This window comes from Blautia sp. DFI.3.45, assembly GCF_020593505.1.
GTDB lineage: Bacteria > Bacillota > Clostridia > Lachnospirales > Lachnospiraceae > Blautia_A > Blautia_A wexlerae.
In genome coordinates this window covers 45,890-60,741 of record NZ_JAJDMI010000013.1, presented here as the reverse complement: position 1 = coordinate 60,741, position 14,852 = coordinate 45,890, and the positions used below count along the sequence as shown (strand labels likewise).

General features: G+C 44.5%; 18 protein-coding genes. 12 read left to right on the top strand and 6 right to left on the bottom strand.

Annotation, left to right across the window (positions count from 1 at the left end; all coding sequences use genetic code 11):
• Positions 1 to 3: 3 nt before the first annotated feature.
• From LJE09_RS06850 to LJE09_RS06840, 3 genes are read left to right on the top strand one after another with little or no spacing between them, the layout of a single operon-like run.
• Positions 4 to 957: a hypothetical protein gene (locus tag LJE09_RS06850; RefSeq protein ID WP_227311079.1), complete on the top strand. Its 954-nt coding sequence runs from the start codon at positions 4 to 6 to the stop codon at positions 955 to 957.
• Positions 954 to 1,166: a transposon-transfer assisting family protein gene (locus LJE09_RS06845; protein ID WP_005928614.1), complete on the top strand. Its 213-nt coding sequence runs from the start codon at positions 954 to 956 to the stop codon at positions 1,164 to 1,166. Before LJE09_RS06850 ends, LJE09_RS06845 begins: the two co-directional genes overlap by 4 nt.
• Positions 1,163 to 1,528 (top strand): cysteine-rich VLP domain-containing protein, encoded by a 366-nt coding sequence (locus LJE09_RS06840; protein ID WP_005928617.1) that lies wholly within the window; start codon positions 1,163 to 1,165, stop codon positions 1,526 to 1,528. The genes LJE09_RS06845 and LJE09_RS06840 overlap by 4 nt, the downstream gene beginning before the upstream one ends.
• Before the next feature lie 177 nt (positions 1,529 to 1,705).
• On the opposite strand, the gene LJE09_RS06835 is transcribed toward LJE09_RS06840, so the two are convergent.
• From LJE09_RS06835 to LJE09_RS06815, 5 genes are all read right to left on the bottom strand, one after another.
• Positions 1,706 to 2,074, bottom strand: a complete 369-nt coding sequence (locus tag LJE09_RS06835; protein WP_005928622.1) for a DUF6050 family protein — start codon at positions 2,072 to 2,074, stop codon at positions 1,706 to 1,708.
• A gap of 4 nt (positions 2,075 to 2,078) precedes the next feature.
• Positions 2,079 to 2,309 carry a helix-turn-helix domain-containing protein gene (locus tag LJE09_RS06830; RefSeq protein ID WP_005928624.1) on the bottom strand — a complete coding sequence of 77 codons (231 nt, stop codon included), beginning with the start codon at positions 2,307 to 2,309 and terminating at the stop codon, positions 2,079 to 2,081.
• A gap of 92 nt (positions 2,310 to 2,401) precedes the next feature.
• A complete protein-coding gene (locus tag LJE09_RS06825) occupies positions 2,402 to 3,742 on the bottom strand; it encodes a relaxase/mobilization nuclease domain-containing protein (RefSeq protein WP_227311078.1) in 1,341 nt (446 codons plus the stop codon).
• Complete coding sequence (locus LJE09_RS06820; RefSeq protein WP_005422959.1) at positions 3,703 to 4,032, bottom strand: plasmid mobilization protein; 330 nt, start codon at positions 4,030 to 4,032, stop codon at positions 3,703 to 3,705. Before LJE09_RS06820 ends, LJE09_RS06825 begins: the two co-directional genes overlap by 40 nt.
• A 254-nt stretch (positions 4,033 to 4,286) precedes the next feature.
• Positions 4,287 to 4,640 (bottom strand): helix-turn-helix domain-containing protein, encoded by a 354-nt coding sequence (locus LJE09_RS06815; protein WP_015542399.1) that lies wholly within the window; start codon positions 4,638 to 4,640, stop codon positions 4,287 to 4,289.
• A 160-nt stretch (positions 4,641 to 4,800) separates the two neighbouring features.
• On the opposite strand from LJE09_RS06815, the gene LJE09_RS06810 reads away from it, so the two are divergent.
• The 9 genes from LJE09_RS06810 (at position 4,801) to LJE09_RS06770 (ending at position 11,476) form a co-directional block, all read left to right on the top strand.
• Positions 4,801 to 5,004, top strand: a complete 204-nt coding sequence (locus LJE09_RS06810) for a helix-turn-helix domain-containing protein (RefSeq protein WP_015542398.1) — start codon at positions 4,801 to 4,803, stop codon at positions 5,002 to 5,004.
• Positions 4,982 to 5,647, top strand: a complete 666-nt coding sequence (locus LJE09_RS06805) for a response regulator transcription factor (RefSeq protein ID WP_005928637.1) — start codon at positions 4,982 to 4,984, stop codon at positions 5,645 to 5,647. Before LJE09_RS06810 ends, LJE09_RS06805 begins: the two co-directional genes overlap by 23 nt.
• 83 nt (positions 5,648 to 5,730) lie before the next feature.
• Positions 5,731 to 6,651 (top strand): ATP-binding cassette domain-containing protein, encoded by a 921-nt coding sequence (locus LJE09_RS06800; RefSeq protein WP_005928640.1) that lies wholly within the window; start codon positions 5,731 to 5,733, stop codon positions 6,649 to 6,651.
• Positions 6,644 to 7,450 carry an ABC transporter permease gene (locus tag LJE09_RS06795; protein WP_005928643.1) on the top strand — a complete coding sequence of 269 codons (807 nt, stop codon included), beginning with the start codon at positions 6,644 to 6,646 and terminating at the stop codon, positions 7,448 to 7,450. Before LJE09_RS06800 ends, LJE09_RS06795 begins: the two co-directional genes overlap by 8 nt.
• Positions 7,451 to 7,467: 17 nt before the next feature.
• The gene (locus tag LJE09_RS06790) at positions 7,468 to 8,382 is read left to right on the top strand and encodes a sensor histidine kinase (RefSeq protein WP_005928646.1); all 915 of its coding nucleotides are present in this window, start codon (positions 7,468 to 7,470) and stop codon (positions 8,380 to 8,382) included.
• Between the two features lie 463 nt (positions 8,383 to 8,845).
• Positions 8,846 to 9,268 (top strand): RNA polymerase sigma factor, encoded by a 423-nt coding sequence (locus tag LJE09_RS06785; protein ID WP_005928648.1) that lies wholly within the window; start codon positions 8,846 to 8,848, stop codon positions 9,266 to 9,268.
• The gene (locus LJE09_RS06780; protein ID WP_005928652.1) at positions 9,265 to 9,516 is read left to right on the top strand and encodes a helix-turn-helix domain-containing protein; all 252 of its coding nucleotides are present in this window, start codon (positions 9,265 to 9,267) and stop codon (positions 9,514 to 9,516) included. The genes LJE09_RS06785 and LJE09_RS06780 overlap by 4 nt, the downstream gene beginning before the upstream one ends.
• 415 nt (positions 9,517 to 9,931) lie before the next feature.
• Complete coding sequence (locus tag LJE09_RS06775) at positions 9,932 to 10,168, top strand: helix-turn-helix domain-containing protein (RefSeq protein ID WP_005928655.1); 237 nt, start codon at positions 9,932 to 9,934, stop codon at positions 10,166 to 10,168.
• Between the two features lie 3 nt (positions 10,169 to 10,171).
• Complete coding sequence (locus tag LJE09_RS06770; protein ID WP_005928658.1) at positions 10,172 to 11,476, top strand: tyrosine-type recombinase/integrase; 1,305 nt, start codon at positions 10,172 to 10,174, stop codon at positions 11,474 to 11,476.
• A gap of 213 nt (positions 11,477 to 11,689) precedes the next feature.
• Here the strand turns inward: LJE09_RS06770 and LJE09_RS06765 are convergent, their stop codons facing one another.
• A complete protein-coding gene (locus LJE09_RS06765) occupies positions 11,690 to 14,851 on the bottom strand; it encodes a non-ribosomal peptide synthetase (protein WP_227311077.1) in 3,162 nt (1,053 codons plus the stop codon).
• Position 14,852: the final 1 nt, after the last annotated feature.

Sequence of the window (14,852 nt, the reverse complement as noted above, 5' to 3'; positions counted from 1 at the left end):
CACATGAGCAAATTAAATAAATTTGAAGATGTAGACGTGTTCGCTTTCCTCAATGCGATTATGAAGCAGAATACAGGCTTTTACCAAAGCGATTTTGATATTGACAGGGAGATTATCGCAAAAACGGCGGCAAGCGAAAGTAAAGAGGATAAGACCCTCTTATGGTTTTGCCGCCCGTCCGGGACGCATTGCTTCCGGGAGCGTGACGTTTTCCTAAAGGACACCGCGCCCCATAATACCTGGCGTTTTTACATGGAGCAGACAAGCGACCGTATTCTTGCCTATGCAATCGAGCTGACAGGCAAGGAGCATGGAAAAATCAAGGGCAATCTGTATGAGCTTGACTATTCCCGCCATTATGAGCGCGTCAAAGAAAAAGGGCTGCCCGCCGATGCGGTAAAGCTGATTTATGAGCGCGGGGAGCAGATGATACCCGCCGGACAGTATTTCAACGGAAGCCCAGACCCGCAGCTTGGGAAGTTTGAACGCTTTGAAGCCATACCCAACGACCCGGACGCTCTTAAATGGCTCTTACAGGAGGAACACCGCAGCCGGGAGCAACTTCCACCGGGAGATTTTAAGTCACATATCGCCGCATTGCATGACGGACTGATTGAAACGGAAGCGCGGCGCATTGTGCGGGAAATAAAGCGGAATGACACGCCGAACAGCCCGAACAAGACCCATTTCATGGTGGAGCTTTCCCCGGCGTTCATGCAGCTTGCGAACACAAAGGACATTGACCGCCTTTTCTCCATGCTGCCCTACAAGACCCTTTCCTTTTCCAAAATCGAGGGCAGACATGGAACGTATGCACTGATTGACAAGGGAGAGAACCGGGACAAAGAGATTAAAAAGCCCCGCCCCTCTGTTCGGGCGCAGCTAAAAGCAGATAAGACAAAGACAGCCCCTAAAAAGACGACGACAAAAGCAAAAAATCACGATTTGGAGGTATGAGCATGAATAGATTTACTGTTGAGGAAACAAACCTTTTGAGCATTTACCATGAGGGAAGCAAGGCGCAGCTTATTGAGAACATGACCGCTGCGCTGCCTTACATGGACGCGGGATTACGGGAGCTTGCAGAGCGCACCATTTCCAAAGTGAACGCGCTGACCGACGCCGAGTACAAAGAGCTTTCCGTTTATCCTGCTGATGAAGTATGACCGGGATTAAGCGGCTGACGCCGCGACAAAGCCGCAAGGTAAACACCCTTGTGAAAAAGGAGTGCTGCAACTGCGAGAATGGCAACTGTATTTTACTGGACGACGGGGACACTTGCGTATGCCCGCAGCTCATTTCCTATTCCCTGCTCTGTAAGTGGTTTCGGATTGCCGTACTTCCTCTTGATAAGCTGCTCTATGCGGAACTCTATCAGACCGAGGACAGAAAGAAATGTACCGTGTGCGGCGCGTTCTTTGCGTCCACCTCTAACAGCGTCAAATACTGCCCGGACTGTCGGAAGCGGATTACCCGCAGACAGGCAGCCGAGCGCATGAGAAAACGGCGCGCTCTTGTTACGCGGTAAGGGCGAAAAAAGCCTTGTTTTACAGGCTTCTGACAACCGTTTCCTCATAGGGCAAGGGCTTTATACCTTTTCCCTTAAAAACGGCGTTCTACTGCGTAACATTTCAGAACTGCACCCATAAGAAAACCGGGGCGCGGATAGTCTTTACTGACTGTCTGCGTCCCGGTTTTTCTTTTGCTATTTTTCCATGTTGATTTGAGGGGTTGCGCCCTTATCTGTGGTAAGTAAACGGTATATCGTAAGGGGGATATACCATGCAGCCACGACGAGCCGCCATATCAAAATGACCCCACCGATAATGCCGCCCAAAATGAAGTTGAGGGCAATGATACCCACCGTTCCGGCTATGTCATACCCATGCGGTACAAGCCATACGAACATACGGCGAATACCAAAGGGAATACCGCAGCACAGCCACACATAAAAGTAATTGGTCTGCCCGTCCTCTGTAAAGACGTTCTTAAACATGAAGAATAAAAACAATGCGATAACGGCGGGCAAAACGGTTCTCTTAAAAAAGTCTTTCCAAATTTCCCCGCGTGTCATGGTATCACTCCTTTTCTATTGGGAATTGTGGGATAGCTTCTAACAGTTTCAGTATGAGCGTTTGCCGTAAATCGTCGTCGATTTCCTCTTTTACGCTTCCGTCCGGCTGACGCTTTTTTACCATTGCAAGGCGGTTGATTTCGTCACCGTAACAAGCAAGCACTTTTTCCAACGCCCATTTTTCGCCCGCAACGGCAGCGCGTATCGTTTCATAGTCCGGCATTTCCTGTTCCATTCTCTGACACTTCCTTTGCTGAAAATGTATCACTTTGGTATGTAACTACTGTTTTTGATAGGAACTATTATATCATACAAGTATGAACAAAGCTACTCCCCGCGTTCTTTTCCTTTTTCCCGTTCCGGTTCTCTTGGCTGCCGTAAAATGCTGTCTATGTTCTGTTTGATAACGTCGTACTCTTTGACCTGTTTTTTCAGTCTGCCATAGTCGGCGTAAAGGGCTTCTTTCTGTTCCTGGAGCTTTTCATATTCCGATTGCAGCGCGGTGAGGTTCGGGAGCTTGGAAACGCCCGCCGCCTTTAATGCCTTTGCCGCTGCTTCATGCAAGATGATTTCGCGCTCATGGGCTGCCCGGTAACTGTCCTTATTTCTTGCTTTGCGGTATGCGTCATAGGCGGGTTTTGTCTTTTGGAACGTGGAAACATTCTTGATAAGCACCGCCATATCTACAAGCCGTTTTTCCGCGCTCTTTAATGCGTCTGCCGCCTGTTCGCTCTCTGTCTGTATCTCTGCGATTTTTGCGGTCAAGTCGGTGTATTGTTCAATCTTGTGTTCCGTAATAAAATTCATGGTCTTAGCTGCCTGTTTCAGATTGTGGATTTTCGCCCATTGTTCATAACCCCGGCTCTGCGCCGCCTTGATACTGTTTTCAATATCAATGAGCAGGGACACGCCGCGTTCTGTCTTGGGAGCTTTGGCGGTGCGGGTACGCTTGCCCTCTATCCGTTCCCGGATTGCTTCCTCTGTATAATCTGCGCCGAGGGTTTTCAAACGGGTAAACCGTTCCTGTCCCGGAACCAAACAGGACACATATTTTCCCCGTTTGATTGTGAAGCCTTCTGCCTGTAACCGCGCGAGCAATTCTTCAAAGTCGGACACTTGGGGGATAAGGGTATCGACGGCAAGTTTCAATTTTGCTTTGGCGGTTTTCTCTTTCTTATACACCGCATAATTCTTTCCCTTGCCGCCTTTCTCCGGCACAAGGACGGACAAGCCGTTTTCCCGGCACAGCCTGTCGCTGATGTTGCGTATTCCGTAATAGGTGCGCTTGTTGGAAACATACTTGTGGTAGTCTACAAAGTTTACCGCACAAAAAATGATGTGGTTATGGATATGCCCTTTATCTATGTGAGTGGTAAGGACGTATTCATATTGCCCCTTTGTTACCGCGTCGGCAAGCTGTTTTCCGATTTCATGGGCTTTCTCATAATCGACTTCCCCCGGCTCAAAAGATTGTATCAAATGGTGTGCGAGGTTGTTTCCTCTGTCAAGAGCTTGCGACAATGTAAATCCGAACTCAATATCTGCCGTTTCATAGCTGCACCCGAACGAGGACACCAGCATTTTCCCGTCCGTCTTGTCCGGGTTTTGGATATAGTCAAGGGCTTTTTTTAACGTGCTTTTAATAGGCTTAATCTTTGTAACCGCCATATCTCCGCAAGCACCTCCTTGATTTCTTCTATATCCTCTTGGTAGACGCTGCCCGTCGCATTGACGCGCTTTGCAATCTGATTGACATTGACCCCGATTTTCTGTATCTCCGCTGTCATAGCTTTTATGTCGGCATGGTCTATCTGAATGATATACCCGTCGATTGCCATTTTCCGCAAGTAGGCTTCCATGTTCCGGGTAGGGACGAGCTGCATTTTCTGTTCAATGAACGCCCGTTCTTCCTCTGTTACTCTGAATTTAATTTGTACTGTCCGTTTCCTGCCGTTCATCGGCTCACACTCCTTTCCATTCCGAGGGTTTGGGACACTTCCCAACAAGCAATTTTCAACCGACGCGCCGCAGCGCAGGAGGGCGAAAATACGGAAAGGGTACCCCTTTCCTATGCTTGCTACGAAAGTTTTTCCTTACTTCCTACTACGGAGCTACACCCGATTTTGCCAAACTTCCGCAAAAGAAAAACGCTGCAATCTCAAAAAAAGATTACAACGCTTCTTAAATCCTGTTCAGTTTTGCCGGACACATCTTATCTGCCCTCTTTTTCGACTTTAGCTATTTCCTCTGCTGTTGCGGTCACAATCCGTATGCCCGTATCGCTCATATCGTCAAGGAGCGCGTCAAGCTGCCGCCGATTTGTGTCTTTCCCGGCGGGGCTGTCAAAAAGGAACTGGTCTACGGATATATTATAACGCTGTATAAGCTCAAAGAAAATCTGCAAACTTGGGTGTTGCCCGTTGTTCTCAATGTTCGCAAGGTAACGCGGGGAGATATACATTTCGTCGCTTACTTTCTTGCGGCTCTCCTTGCGCCCTTTCCGAGCTTCTTTTATCGCTTCCCCAAAAGCCTTGAAGTCATACTTTTCTACTGGTCTTTTTGCCATATTCATTCACCCGATTACATTTTACTGTTCCCCTTTCCCGTTGGATATGCTTACACAATTCCTACTATGCACCAAAATAATTCATAATCAGACACTTGCTATTATTCGCCTGTCCGAGTATAATTATACTGATACTGTATGCAGAAAGGACGGGAGAATTATGGAATATATGTCTGCGCCACAGGCAGCGGAAAAATGGGGCATTTCGGAACGACGGGTACAGATACTTTGCAGCCAGAACCGCATACCGGGCGTTTCAAAACTTGGGTATATGTGGCTGATACCAAAGGACGCGGAAAAGCCGATTGACGGGAGAACAAAACAGAGAAAGGAGTTACGCCATGAACAAGGTGCTAATTATTGAGGATGATAAAGAAATATGCTTTATGATAAAAGACCATCTGGAAAAATACAATTATCAAGTATTCTTCACATTTACTGGTGCAAATGCGCTTGAACGTGTAAAAGAATTGACCCCAGATTTAATTATTTTAGATTTAATGCTTCCTTTTATCAGTGGAGATGAGTTAATTAGAACTATTAGAAAATTTTCAAATGTACCTGTAATTGTTGTTTCTGCAAAGAGTTTGACATTTAATAAAGTTGAACTCTTTCGCTTGGGTGCTGATGACTATTTAACAAAGCCATTTGATTTGGACGAATTATTAGCACGGATTGAGCGCAACTTATTGAGAAGTCAAAAATGTACGCCTAATCTTTGTTTGAAATTTGGAGAACTTTCCATTGATACAGCATCAAAAATAGTTACTGTTGCAGACGAAATCATTGTGCTTACCGCAAAAGAATATCAACTTTTAGAACTATTGGCGAAATATCCCGATAAGGTTTTTTCAAAGCAAAATCTTTATGAAAGTATTTGGCAAGAACCATTTGCAAGGGATAACGATGTCATTAACACACATATAAGCAACTTACGCAAAAAATTAAGGAGCGAAGGCTGCCGAATTAAAACCGTATGGGGCTTGGGCTACCGCTTTGCAAAATAAACTTTAGCTATTCTTTAGATTTGCCTTAGATTATTCAAGAAATTATCTGCGATACTAAGTAATAAGAAAGGAGCTGTGAAAATATGAACACAACAGTTTTTGAAGCTATCAACATCACGAAAAAGTATCGCAACACACTGGCCCTAAATCAAGTATCTATGTCTGTAATGCAGGGAGACATTTATGGGTTTATCGGAGAAAACGGTGCAGGTAAAACGACCATGATCCGTTTATTAACTGGGTTAGCAGAACCTACAACTGGCAATATTGCTTTGTTCGGTAAGAGTGATAAGAAACTCGCAAAACAGCGTGAGCGCATTGGTTGTATTATTGAGAGTCCTTCTCTTTATCTTGATATGACAGCCCATGAAAATTTGGAGGTACAACGCCTGCAACGTGGTATTCCTGGAAAGGTTTGCATTGATAATGCTCTGGAATTGGTCAATCTGAGAGACGCCGGAAAGAAAAAAGCAAAAGATTTTTCTTTGGGTATGCGGCAGCGATTAGCTCTTGCAATCGCTTTGCTTGGAAATCCTGAATTTCTCGTACTGGATGAACCAATTAACGGATTAGACCCTACTGGAATTATTGAATTAAGAAACTTACTAAAAAGGTTAAATGAAGAACGTGGAATTACTATTTTAATTTCAAGTCACATTCTCTCGGAGCTTCATCAATTAGCCAATAGATACGGTATCTTACATGAGGGGAAACTTTTGCAGGAAATTACTGCGGCAGAGTTAGAGCAACGCTGCAAAAAGCATTTATTATTACAGGTTAATGATGTAGCTACTACCAGTGCTTTGTTGGAAAGCGAACTGAATACTTCAAATTTTTCTGTTATGCCAGATAAAAGTATTCATCTATATGATTATGTTGAAAATGCCGGAAAAGTATCAGCGTTGCTAAGTGCGAATAATATTATAATTTATCAGTTGGCACAATCCGGAGACAGCCTTGAAACTTATTATACTAATTTGATTGGAGGGTGCAAAAATGATTAACCATTTTAAAGCTGAATTTTATAAATTGTTTCGCTCAAAAATAATGATAGCTATATTAGGCGTATGTGTGGCACTTGTAATGGTCTCCTTTGCACTTGGCGATATGACTTTTTTCGGAGCAGGAGACGGAACAGAAAGTGTAATCGGCTTTCAAGCTAAATGTTACTTATCCAGTGAAATGCCAACTTTTCAAACTGTTGCCCGCTCATCCCTTGCATACACAGCCTTTTTCTGGATTGTTTGCCTTGTATTTGCGACCATATTTTTTACAAAAGAATATAACACGGGCACAATCAAGTTGTCTGTTGCATACGGTACTAAACGGACTATTCTCTATTACACCAAGGCAATTACAATATTGGCAGTGTCCCTGATAACATATCTGATTTTTGTCGCTGCATTTTTCGTTATCGAAATCATACAATCCGGTTATATTCCGTCTGCGAGTGAAGCACTAACCCTGTTTGGATGGGCACTGGCTTGTGGAATCGTTTTGTTAGCATTTGAAAGCATTTCTATTTTCCTGTGTGTTATCATTCAAAATATAGGGGTTGTAACTGGAATTTGCTGCTTATATGTATTCAGCGGAGCGTCTGTTTATTTAATGCTATGGAGTAATATGGACGCGGCTTCAATACCTTTGAAAATTTTTGTGTATGGAAATCCTATGTACTATTGGATGAATTTTTGTTCTTGCCGCACAATGGGGATTATCGAACATTTACCATTTTATTTCATGGGGGGCATTTTGCTTTTGATTGTCGGCGGCATTGCTATGAGTAAGAAAGAAATCAAGTAAAAACAAGGAGGTAGAATATGGGTTGGGCGATTCTGTTTCTTGTTCTAGTAGTATTGGTCATTATCCTTTCAATTTCTTTAATTAACTGGAAAATGCAGATACACAAAGTGAACGTCCAACTAAATGCTATTCTGAATGGAGAAACGAAAAAGTTAGTTACAATATCTTTAACTGATAGGCGGTTGGAGCATTTAGTGGAAATCATAAATCAAATCGTATCAAAAGATAACATTTATCTGGGAGAAATCCGAAAAAAGGAGGATGAACTTAAAGAGAATATTTCTTGCCTTTCTCACGATTTACGGACACCACTAACTTCTATTCGCGGATATTTGCAGCTTTTATCAAGTGCGCCGGACGAAAAAAGACAAGAATATATTTCAGCATTATCAGGAAAAGCCTTGAGATTAGAACGTCTCATAGACGACTTTTATCAAATCTCTCTTTTGGAAGCAGGACAATATCCATTTTATTATGGAAAAGTTGAATTATGCTCATTGCTTACCGAAATCCTGTTGGACAACTATTCGACTTTCAGTGTTAATGGAATTGAACCGCAAATAGAAATACCTGATGTGAATATTTATCTTAATGCTGATAGAAAAGCGTGTATTCGCATTATACAGAATCTTATATTCAATGCGATAACTTCCACTACAAGTAATGTTGTAGTTCAGCTAATTTATAATACAGATTCTGTTCAACTGTGTATCAAAAATCCTATTGCAACTATTCCTACAGAAGAATATTCAAAATTGTTGGAGCGCTTTTATGTGGCAGATATTTCAAGGAGTAACGGTACATCTGGACAGGGACTTTATATTGTAAAAAAGCTGTTGCTGTTGATGAATTGCAAAAATCCAATAATTGAGATACAAGACCATATTTTTAAGATTACGATTGATTTTTCTCCCTTACTCATAAAAAAATAATCTGCCGGACGACGGCAAAAGAAAAAAAGCCGTCGCAGAGCAGAAGCATTTTCACGCGCCTACTATTTTTCGGCGGCTTTGATTTTCAGAGCCGCCGTTTCTTTTTGCCTATCAGAAACCTACGACGACCCTAAACCATGTAAAAGACATGGCGGCTTTAGGAGGGAACCGCCATGAGCTATAAACTGTATCGACAAATTCTTACATTCTTTGACTTATCAAAAAAAGCCCGACCACCGCCGGGGACATTTCTACCCTTGAATATGAACTGTCAAATCATCTGAATACTTTTTACTATACTTATGCGCCTGTCCGGGCTTTTCGGACAGGCGCATTTTGCTTTTTCAAAAATTTTTTGAAAAAGTTTGCTCCCCAGTTGGCAAAATCTTTCGCGCGTCCGTCGAGGGTTTGCGAAAGGGGAGAAATAAACCTGCCCCCACCGGGTACGAAAGGGGGTGAGAATATGGAACCTAATCGCATTGAATGGCAGAAACGCTGCACATTCAACGGCTTTTGCAAAGCGGTATTGAGGAATGAAGCTATCGACGCTATCCGAGAAAGAAAGTATCGGAAAAAGCATGAAGTCACTTTTTCAGACCTGTCGCCACAGGAAGAAAATCAGCTTTACACTTGCGACAAGTATTTTGTAAATGATGAAGCTGAAAAATCTTTCTTTGTCGCTGGGAAAGAAATTACGGCGAAACAGCTTGCCGACGCGCTTCACTCTTTGCCGGAAGAAAAGCGTCAAGCTGTACTGTTGTATTACTTCTTTGATATGAAAGACGCAGAAATCGCGGAGCTGATGAAGATACCGCGCAGCACAGTACAATTTCGACGGACAAGCTCTTTTGAGCTGTTAAAAAGATTTTTGGAGGAAAGCCGATGAATGAACCGATTAGCAACAATCCCGACGAACGCGGCTTATTGCCTTACCCGGTTATTTTAGCCGCAACAAAGGGCGACCCCGAAGCAATGAAAATCGTTGTGCAGCACTACGCAAGCTACATAGCCTACCTGTCTACCCGTAAAGTGCGTGATGAATACGGCAATGTTTATTACGGCATAGACGAGGATATGCGCGACCGGCTGCAAGCGAAGCTCATGCGGGCTGTTCTGGACTATAAGATAGACTGACATAGTATGTGGACGTTCCCCTTTCCGTTCCACATATTCAGACTATCGCAGCACCTTGACAAAGAAAGCGGCGCAAGATAACGGCGACGCAGCATAGGGCAAATCAGATACATTCGATATATGGGGAGCCGTTGGGCTGATACGCGATGACCGAAAGGCGGGAGAAACACCGAGCGAGAACTATCAGCGTTCCATAGCAGACCTTGGCACGTCTGCCGCCACAATCCATATATCGGTATAATGATACTCCCCTACCGCCATAATCCGAGCGTTAGAAGCGTCGCAGGTAATGGGTAGGGCTGCATGAGAACCATGCAGGGGTGCAATTCCCGTGGAGCTTGCCGAAGCCGTCTGATTAAAGCCCACTTTTTGTAAATCTGACTTTTTAGCCATTTATGAAAGGGGGTATTTTCCTATGGCAAAAAAGGAAACTGCAAGCCCCGCTATCCCTGTATTCCCTATGTTAAAGACCGTTGAGCAAATGAGCAAAGTTAGCGGTATCGGGGAAAATAAACTGCGCGAGCTTATGGATAGCGGCGAGCTTGAATATATACAGAATGGAAACCGCCGATTGATAGCTGACGCTGCTATCTGGGACTGGTATCACAGAGCAAAGAAAACAGCGAAGCCCCCGGCACGACAGGGAGGTTAAGCTATGGCGGTATCATCAAGACAAGTTAAGAACAAACGCGACAGTAACGGCGTACTGACCGGGCGACCGGGTACAGTCTACGACGTGAATATAAAATACACCGCCCCGGACGGGAAAAAGAAGTCCTATGCGAAAAAGGGCTTTGCCACCAAAAAGGAAGCGACGCAGCACGAAGCGGAAATGAAAACGAAGCTCCAAAATCCGGGGCAAATTGCGTCAATCACTTCACAGCGGAAACAGACCGTCGCAAGCTACCTTAACGATTGGGTGGAAAGCTACGCAAGAGTGAACTTGCGCCCCTCTACCTATGACGGGTACAAAAAGACGATTGCAAACTATATCAATCCCTATATCGGCGGCGTTGCTCTCAATCAGCTTACCCCCGCTATGGTAGACAAGATGTTTCAGCAGATTATCGACAAAGGATTGAAACCGTCCACCGCTGCCGGGGCAAAACGTGTTTTAAGCGTGGCGTTGAGCCATGCCCGCAAATACCGCTATATCGAAACCAACGCGGCAAAGGACACGCTGACGAAGTTTGGAAAGAGCGACAAGACCCCCGACCCTTACACGCCGGAACAGGTAAAAGCCCTTATGCAGCGCGTCGAGGGTACAGTGTGGGAAATGCCCGTCATTTTAGGCGGGCTTTATGGTATGCGGCGTTCTGAAATCTTGGGCTTGCGTTGGCGCAATGTTGACTTGGAAAACAACACTTTTGATGTTTCCGAGCAGCTTCCCTTTAAGGTGCCGCCAAAAACAAAGGTTATCGAGGAAATGGCACCGCCGAAGTCCAACGGGCGCACGCTGCCGATTACAGAGCTTGCCCGCCCGTTCTTCCTAAAACAGTTTGCCATGCAGGAAGCACAGCGCGAACAGGCAGAAAAAGACGGGAAACCTTATTATGACAATGACCTTGTTGTAGCAAAGCCGGACGGTTCCCCTATCTCCGCGTCGTGGGTATCTTCACAGTTTGGAAAACTGCTTGAAGATTTGGATATGCCGCATATTCGCTTTCACGATTTACGCCATACGGCGGCTACGAATATGCACCAACTGACGGGCGACTTCTACACCGTAGGCGAAGTGTTAGGACATACGCTTGCGGGTATCGGCGTATCGCTTGGATTGTCTATGAACTTTGAAGCCGTTACTGCCCGCTATGTTGACGTGCGGCTTGAACGGAAAAAAGAAGTCCTGGACGCTTATCATGGGGCTGTCAAACAGGCAGACCCGGCAAAGGCAAAGGAAGCCGAGCCGAAGAAAGCAAAGAGTGCGGCGAAGAAAAAGAGCAGCGAAATTGAGCTTTAACCGCCTTATCTTTTTACTGCTTCTTATAGCCTTTTATAGCCCCGCGTGGGATTTGGGCACCATTTGGGCACCATTAGCCGAAAACGCACCACCAAAACAGGCGATAAAAGAAACGCCGAGAACACGCAAAAACATAGTGTTTATGCGGGTTTCCGGCGTTTTCTAATCCCTCAACCGACTTAAATCTATCTTGTGCGAGAGAAAAAAATTCTACTATTTTTTATCCTTAAATACCACAGCCGTATGGTCAGGAATGGTCTGTACCAGCTCCTCAAACATATCAGCGATGGTCTTACTTCTGTCATATTCGCAGGCAGTATTATTAAATTCCGCAATTGTGTCCGCTCCATTTTGGGAAAGAACAGAAACTTCCGAAATATATTTTGCTTTCAGCAGGGAATCCATAGCTGCCTCATAGGATTCCAGCATTCCACGTACAAAGGCTTCACTGTACATGTCACTGCGGTATTCTGCAGTAAGCACATATTTATGATCGTATTCTCTTACCTGGATCAACAGAGGCATCTTTGACATATCCGGAGAAAGGTCATGGCCCCTGGCAACGGTATCACCGATCGGAAAATCATCCCCAAGCTCTGCCTGATATGCAAATACCAGATCAGAATTAATCCCGTACTTTGCACAGATATCAGAGAACGGAAAAATATCATTTGCCATGGAAGACAGAATCTGCTCAGAGAGCTCTGTCATATAGGCCTGTATGGTAACTTTCGGATCACAGGAACAGTAAACCGGCAGAGTCTTTACAAGCATGCAGACTGTATTCTCCAGTCTGGAATCATTTCTTCCATTATAAATAGTTGCAAAAAGACTCTCCTCGGAATTGGAATATCTGCTCATGAGAATGCCGAATACACCTGTAAACAGAATGTTTGGAGTAACCCCCAGCTTCTCGCAGGCAGAAAGTACCAGAGACTCTCCGGTGTCCACAGGCATCGACAGATATCCTCTCTCAGGAGTCTTTCCTGAGCAGTCAGGAAGAGGCAGGGATTCTGTCTCAATTCCCTCGAAAATACTGTCATAATATTTCTCGGCCTTCTTATATTTTCCCTCTTTCATCTGCTGTTCTTCATCAAGGGCAGCATCAAAGCCTGTGTAGGATTCTTTCTCCAATTTCTCACCCAGATAGGCTCGATCGATATCCTCAAAAATAATATCATAGGAATTACCATCTGCCAGAATATGGTGGAAATCTGTAAAAAGATATTTCCTGTCTTCTGTCACATAAATCCCCGCCCGGAACAGCCGTCCCTTTTCCAGCTTAAAGGGACGCACCAGCTCATCTTTTATCTTTTCAAACTGCTCATTTGTGATCTGGACCACCTCTGGTACAAAGGCTTCCTCACAAGGCTTCTGCACCATCTCTCCGCTGTCACTTAAATAAACCTTTGTCAGCAGATACGGATGTGCAGCGATCATCTGAGAAATGGCATCTGACAGCTTCTGAACGTCAACAGAGCTTTCCAGTTCAAACAGGAACGGAATATTGTATACCGTACTCTCAGGATTCTTCATGCACTCTGCAAAAATACCCTTCTGGGAGCCGGTAAGAGGGTAAACTTCTCTCTTTTCATAGGTTCTGATCTTCGGTGCAAGCATCACATATTTTTCCAGTTTCTCCACCGTATTGTTTTCGTGGATATCACTAGTTTTCACAGTCACTCCGAATTCCTCTGAGATCAGAATACAAAGCTTCATGGCACTGATAGAAGACAGCCCCGCCCTGTAAAAACTTGTGTCAGTTCCAAAAAAATCATTCTCCACAACGTCTGCAACGATTTCAAAAATCTTCTTCTGCATAGGAGTCTGGGGTTCTTTCAGATTCTTTGGCTGTGCAACCGGCTTTGGCAGTGCTTTCTTATCAATTTTGCCATTCTGTGTCACAGGCATCTTTTCCAGTTGGACAAAAACCTCAGGAACCATATAATGAGCCAGGGACTCTGATGCATAGGCAGAAAGCTCCTCTGTATTGATCTGGCGGTCAGCCATAAAATAGCAGCAGAGGAATTTGTTATCTACAGGCAGAGTAATGCTGGTAATGATTCCCTCATAGGAATTGATCACTTCCTCGATCTCACCAAGCTCAATCCTCAGACCGCGAAGCTTGATCTGATTGTCTATTCTTCCGAAAAATTCAATCTCACCCTCAGGGCTGATCCTTGCAAGGTCACCGGTCTTATAAGCTCTCTCTCCGTTAAGATCAATGAATACAGCCTCTGTTTTATCCGGCAGATTCATATAACCTCTGCCAACACCCAGTCCTGCGATCACAAGCTCTCCGGTCTCTCCGTCCGGAAGGATCTTATTCTCTTTATCTACAATATATACCTTCACATTACCGTTAGGCGTACCAATGGTAATGTTTCTGCTGTCCGTAATTACCTTCATGGTACAGCTGATGGTAGTTTCCGTAGGTCCATAACCATTCATAATATAAGCATCCGGGTTTACTCTGCGAATCTTGTCATACAGAGCCGGAGGAAAAGCCTCTGCACCTACATCAAACACCTTAATCTGAGAAACTGCTTTTTCAAGCTGGGGCAGATCGATCATATTGGACAGGTAAGTAGGAGTTGTGGTCATAATATCCACTTTATTTCTGACAATCAGCTCACCCAGCATAAGAGGATTCAGAATCTCCTCATCAGAGGCGATCACCGCAGTCATCCCGTTGGTAAGTGGCAGAAATTCCTCCAGAACAGACACATCAAAGGTCATGGCTGCCATGGAAAGAGATACACTTCCTCTGCTTACATAACCATAAGTTTCCGCATTTTTCGGATCCGGATTTACAAAATTAGCAAGGTTGATATGTTCGATCAGCACACCTTTGGGCTTGCCTGTGGAACCGGAAGTATAGATACAATAACAAAGATCATGCTCCCCGATCTTTACCTGAGGATTCTCTGTATTCTCATTCTCCAGAAGTTCCTCGATCAGAAGTACTGTGCAGGGAAGCTTCGCAAACAGCTCTCTGCGCTCCTCTGCGATTTCCTTTGTTGTGATAATAAAGGGAGCTCCTGAGTCCTCAAAAATATATCGGATCCTGTCATCAGGATAATCCGGTGTGGCAACTGCAAATGCGCCTCCTGCCTTCAGGATACCCTGCCGCACTGCATAGAAATCACAGCATCTCTCAAGAACCACACCTACGATGGTCTCCCGTCTGACATCTTTTTCCACAAGTGCATTGGCAATCCTGTTGGCCCGTTCGTTGAGCTGTGCATAGGTGAAGCTCTCTTTGCCGGAGACAACTGCACATTTCTCTGGATGAAGCTTCACCTGTTCCTCGAACAATTCTGTTACCGGCCGAAACTCAAAAACAAAATTGTTCCTTTCATTAATATTTTTCATT

Bases quoted from the DNA above. Each gene is read 5' to 3' on its own strand.
- LJE09_RS06850 (WP_227311079.1), top strand. From the start codon at position 4: ATGAGCAAATTAAATAAATTTGAAGATGTAGACGTGTTCGCTTTCCTC.
- LJE09_RS06845 (WP_005928614.1), top strand. From the start codon at position 954: ATGAGCATGAATAGATTTACTGTTGAGGAAACAAACCTTTTGAGCATT.
- LJE09_RS06840 (WP_005928617.1), top strand. From the start codon at position 1,163: ATGACCGGGATTAAGCGGCTGACGCCGCGACAAAGCCGCAAGGTAAAC.
- LJE09_RS06835 (WP_005928622.1), bottom strand. From the start codon at position 2,074: ATGACACGCGGGGAAATTTGGAAAGACTTTTTTAAGAGAACCGTTTTG.
- LJE09_RS06830 (WP_005928624.1), bottom strand. From the start codon at position 2,309: ATGGAACAGGAAATGCCGGACTATGAAACGATACGCGCTGCCGTTGCG.
- LJE09_RS06825 (WP_227311078.1), bottom strand. From the start codon at position 3,742: ATGGCGGTTACAAAGATTAAGCCTATTAAAAGCACGTTAAAAAAAGCC.
- LJE09_RS06820 (WP_005422959.1), bottom strand. From the start codon at position 4,032: ATGAACGGCAGGAAACGGACAGTACAAATTAAATTCAGAGTAACAGAG.
- LJE09_RS06815 (WP_015542399.1), bottom strand. From the start codon at position 4,640: ATGGCAAAAAGACCAGTAGAAAAGTATGACTTCAAGGCTTTTGGGGAA.
- LJE09_RS06810 (WP_015542398.1), top strand. From the start codon at position 4,801: ATGGAATATATGTCTGCGCCACAGGCAGCGGAAAAATGGGGCATTTCG.
- LJE09_RS06805 (WP_005928637.1), top strand. From the start codon at position 4,982: ATGAACAAGGTGCTAATTATTGAGGATGATAAAGAAATATGCTTTATG.
- LJE09_RS06800 (WP_005928640.1), top strand. From the start codon at position 5,731: ATGAACACAACAGTTTTTGAAGCTATCAACATCACGAAAAAGTATCGC.
- LJE09_RS06795 (WP_005928643.1), top strand. From the start codon at position 6,644: ATGATTAACCATTTTAAAGCTGAATTTTATAAATTGTTTCGCTCAAAA.
- LJE09_RS06790 (WP_005928646.1), top strand. From the start codon at position 7,468: ATGGGTTGGGCGATTCTGTTTCTTGTTCTAGTAGTATTGGTCATTATC.
- LJE09_RS06785 (WP_005928648.1), top strand. From the start codon at position 8,846: ATGGAACCTAATCGCATTGAATGGCAGAAACGCTGCACATTCAACGGC.
- LJE09_RS06780 (WP_005928652.1), top strand. From the start codon at position 9,265: ATGAATGAACCGATTAGCAACAATCCCGACGAACGCGGCTTATTGCCT.
- LJE09_RS06775 (WP_005928655.1), top strand. From the start codon at position 9,932: ATGGCAAAAAAGGAAACTGCAAGCCCCGCTATCCCTGTATTCCCTATG.
- LJE09_RS06770 (WP_005928658.1), top strand. From the start codon at position 10,172: ATGGCGGTATCATCAAGACAAGTTAAGAACAAACGCGACAGTAACGGC.
- LJE09_RS06765 (WP_227311077.1), bottom strand. From the start codon at position 14,851: ATGAAAAATATTAATGAAAGGAACAATTTTGTTTTTGAGTTTCGGCCG.